The sequence below is a fragment of the Stenotrophomonas sp. STEN021 genome, from assembly GCF_056760175.1.
The window spans coordinates 1-3,946 of sequence record NZ_JBRREH010000151.1; the positions used below are offsets into that span (position 1 = coordinate 1).

3 protein-coding genes are annotated in these 3,946 nt (G+C 65.3%); 1 reads left to right on the forward strand and 2 read right to left on the reverse strand.

Annotated features, from left to right (window positions below; all coding sequences use genetic code 11):
* Window positions 1–101 precede the first annotated feature (101 nt).
* A complete protein-coding gene (lptG, locus tag ACVOL0_RS20130) occupies window positions 102–1,208 on the reverse strand; it encodes an LPS export ABC transporter permease LptG (RefSeq protein WP_481550590.1) in 1,107 nt (368 codons plus the stop codon).
* Window positions 1,205–2,290, reverse strand: a complete 1,086-nt coding sequence (gene lptF / locus ACVOL0_RS20135; protein ID WP_481550591.1) for an LPS export ABC transporter permease LptF — start codon at window positions 2,288–2,290, stop codon at window positions 1,205–1,207. The genes lptG and lptF overlap by 4 nt, the downstream gene beginning before the upstream one ends.
* Before the next feature lie 105 nt (window positions 2,291–2,395).
* On the opposite strand from lptF, the gene ACVOL0_RS20140 reads away from it, so the two are divergent.
* Window positions 2,396–3,868 (forward strand): leucyl aminopeptidase, encoded by a 1,473-nt coding sequence (locus tag ACVOL0_RS20140; RefSeq protein WP_481550592.1) that lies wholly within the window; start codon window positions 2,396–2,398, stop codon window positions 3,866–3,868.
* Window positions 3,869–3,946 lie beyond the last annotated feature (78 nt).

Here is a 3,946-nt window from a genome sequence, read left to right on the forward strand (position 1 = left end):
TCCCTAGAGTTCGTCGGCTGGGTGTTTTGTGTTTAAGTGACTGGCTCGGATGAGGCATTACCGGTAAAGCCTCTGCCGAGCATGGCTCGGCACTACACAAATCAGCCCACCCGTCGTCGTGACAACCAGGCGGAGATGCCCAGCATCATCAACGGCGGCAAGGCATAGGCGATGCGGTAGTCAAACTTCAGTGCGCCGGCCATGCGCCCGAAGAACATCTGCAACAGCAGGAAGCCCAATGCGAACAGCATGCCCAGGAACAGGCGCTTGCCCATGCCACCGCTGCGCAGCGAACCAAACGCGAACGGCACCGCGGCCAGGCACAGCGCCAACACGTTCAAGGGGTAGAACCAGCGCCCCCAATAGGTGTCTTCGTACTCGCGCGCGTCCAGGCCATTGCGCTTGCGGTAGTCGATGCTGGTCTTGAGCTCGCCGACACCGAGGTTGCGCGGCTTGGCCAAGCCGGAAGCCAGCGCAGACGCATCCAACTGCGAGGCCCACTTTTCGCTGGGCAGCTCCTCACGCGCGGCCGAGCGTTCGCCGAAGGTATCGCGGCGCACGCTTTCCAACACCCAACCCTGACTGTCGTGGCGTGCGGTCTTGGCGTAGGTCAGGCTCAGCAAGCGCCCGTCTTCACTCAACTGATACAGGCGCACGTCATGCAGCAGCAAGGTCGACTGACCGTCGGCGCTGAGCTGCTCTTCGCCGGTCAGGGCGTTGAGGAAGGTGTCGCCTTCACGCGCCCATAGGCCCGAATAGCGGGCGGTGGCCATATCGGTGTTGAAACGCGCACTGGCCTTCAAGGCATCGGCGCGGCTCTGCGCCCAAGGCGAGAGGGTTTCGCCATTGACCACCATCAATGCGGTCAGCAGCGACAGCGCAATCGCCACCGACACCGCAATCCGTCGCCGCGACAGGCCAATCGCCCGCAGCGCGGTCAATTCGGAAGTCGCCGCCAGCTGGCCCAGGCCCATCAGTGCGCCAATCACCGCAGCCATCGGAAACAGCGTGTAGGCACGACGCGGCAAGGTGTACGCCACCCAGGCCAAGGCATGGCCGAAGCTGTAATGGCCCTGGCCGATTTTCCCGGCCTCGCCGGACAAGGCCATGATCGCGTCCAAGCCCAACAGTATCATCCACACCACCAGCACCGTGAGCAGCACGGTACGGCCTACATAGACGTCATGAATCCGCGGCAGCAACCTCATGCCTTTGCTCCCGCACGGCGGCGACTCAAGCGCCCATCACGGAAGTACAGCCACAGGGCCAGCAGCAACAACGGCAAGGTCAACCACCACATGCCTGCATCCACTGGCAGCTTGCCCGCAGCCAGCCACTGGCGACCGAGAATGCTCAGGCTCACGCCAACCGTATAGGCCAGGAACGCGACCATGATGCGGCCGTAACGCTGCTGGCGCGGTGCGCTGCGGGCCAGCGGCAAGGTCAGCAGGGCGAACGCCAGCGCCAGCAACGGCGGGGTGATGCGCCAGTGCAGCTGGGCCTTGGCCTCCGGCCGGTCATCGCCAAGCAACTGGCGGGTGGTCAGCATTTCCGGATCATTCTGGTCGCGCACTTCCTCGCGGTCCGGCAGGGCCACTTCGTTACGCGCATAGCGCATCAGCCGGTAGCCCAGGGTCCCGCTCTCCGGGCCTTCGACCCGATAGCCGTCCTCCAGGCGCAGATAGCGCTGACGCTCGCCTTCGAAAAACATCGCGCCGCTGTTTGCCGATACCACGTCGATACGTCCTTCCTTCTGACGCTGCATGAACACCTTGCCCATCTTGGTGCCGTCGCCCGTCATTGACGACAGGTAGACAATGCCGCCTCCGGACAACGGGGTGAACTGGCCCGGCTCCAGCCCGGCCACGACCATGCTGCGACTGGCTTCCTGCAACATCCGCTCGGCGTTGCGGTCGGCCCAGGGCCCCAACCACAGCGAGCAGCCCGCAACCAGCGCCACCACCGGCACCGTCAACAGCAGGATCGGCTTGAGCAGGCGCTTGGGACCGACGCCAACGCCGGTCAGCACCGCCATTTCTGAATCGCGGTACAGCCGCGCGATCGAGAGGGCCAGCCCCAGCATCAGCGCCAGGGGCAGGATGATGGGCAGGTAAACGATGAACTGCAGGCCTAGCTGGGACAGCATCAGGCCGGCCGGGATGCGGCCATCGGCGATACGGCCGAGGATGTCGACCAGCACACCGCCCATGCTGACTACCAGAAGTACGGTCAAAGTGGCCAGAAAACTCTGGAGGAAGTCACTCAGAAGGTAGCGGTCAAGCTTCGCCATAGGGTCGGTGGTTTAAACTCTCGGTTTAGTCCGCAGAACGCCCGGCCTCGATGGCCTTGCGTATACAGCCTGCGATTGTACGGATTTGGCAACGGAATCTGATCAATGTCTCTGGAATTCACCCTGAACCACGCCGCCCCGGTCTCCGCCGAGGTGGATTGCGTCATTGTTGGCGCCTTCTCTGACAAGTCGCTGACCCCGGCCGCACAGGCCCTGGACGCGGCTTCCGGTGGTCGTCTGGCCGCCCTGACCGAGCGCGGCGATGTTGGCGGCAAGACCGGCAACACCACCTTGCTGCACGATCTGGCCGGCGTCAGCGCCGCCCGTGTGCTGGTGGTTGGCCTGGGCGACCCGGCCAAGTTCGGCGTGGTGCAGTACCTGAAGGCTGCCGGCGACGCCGCCCGCGCCCTGAAGAGCGGCAATACCCGCAGCGCGCTGTTCACCCTGAACGAACTGGAAGTTGCTGGTCGCGATGCCGCCTGGAACGTCCGTCAGGCCGTGATCACCGCCAACCACGCCAGCTACCGCTATACCGCCACCCTGGGCAAGAAGAAGCCGGAAGCCCCGGGCCTGGAGTCGCTGGCCATCGCCAGCAGCGACGAAACCGCGCTGCTGCAGGGCCAGGCCATTGCCGCCGGCGTGGAATACGCCCGCGAGCTGGGCAACCTGCCGCCGAACTACTGCACCCCGGCCTATCTGGCTGAATCCTCGGTCAAGTTCGCCGCCGAGCACGACGGCGCCGAAGCCGAGATCCTGGACGAGGCGCAGATGGAAGCGCTGGGCATGGGCTCGCTGTTGGCCGTCGCCCGTGGCTCGGCCAACCGCCCGAAGCTGGTGGTGCTGAAGTGGAGCAATGGCGGTGACGCCAAGCCCTACGTGCTGGTCGGCAAGGGCATCACCTTCGACACCGGCGGCGTCAACCTAAAGACCCAGGGGGGCATCGAGGAAATGAAGTACGACATGTGCGGTGGCGCCAACGTCATCGGCACCTTCGTCGCCACGGTCAAGGCCAAATTGCCGTTGAACCTGGTGGTGGTCGTCCCGGCAGTGGAGAACGCCATCGACGGCAACGCCTACCGTCCGTCCGACGTGATCACCTCGATGTCGGGCAAGACCATCGAAGTGGGCAATACCGACGCCGAAGGCCGTCTGATCCTGTGTGACGCGCTGACCTATGCGCAGCGCTTCGAGCCGGCCGCACTGATCGACGTTGCCACGCTGACCGGCGCCTGCATGGTGGCCCTGGGCCACCAGACCGCCGGCCTGATGAGCAAGCACGACGACCTGGCCAACGAACTGACCGCCGCTGGCGAAAACGTGTTCGATCGCGCATGGCGCCTGCCGTTGTGGGATGAGTACCAGGGCATGCTGGATTCCAGCTTCGCCGACGTCTACAACATCGGCGGCCGCTGGGCCGGTGCCATCACCGCTGGCTGCTTCCTGTCGCGCTTCACCGAAGGCCAGCGCTGGGCGCACCTGGATATCGCCGGCGTCGCCAGCGATGAAGGCAAGCGCGGCATGGCTACCGGTCGCCCGGTCGGCCTGCTGACCCAGTGGCTGCTGGACCGCGTTGCATAAGTAAGTCCTGGACAAAGCCGGGGGGGGGGGGGGGGGGGGGGGGGGGGGGGGGGGGGGGGGGGGGGGGGGGGGGGGGGG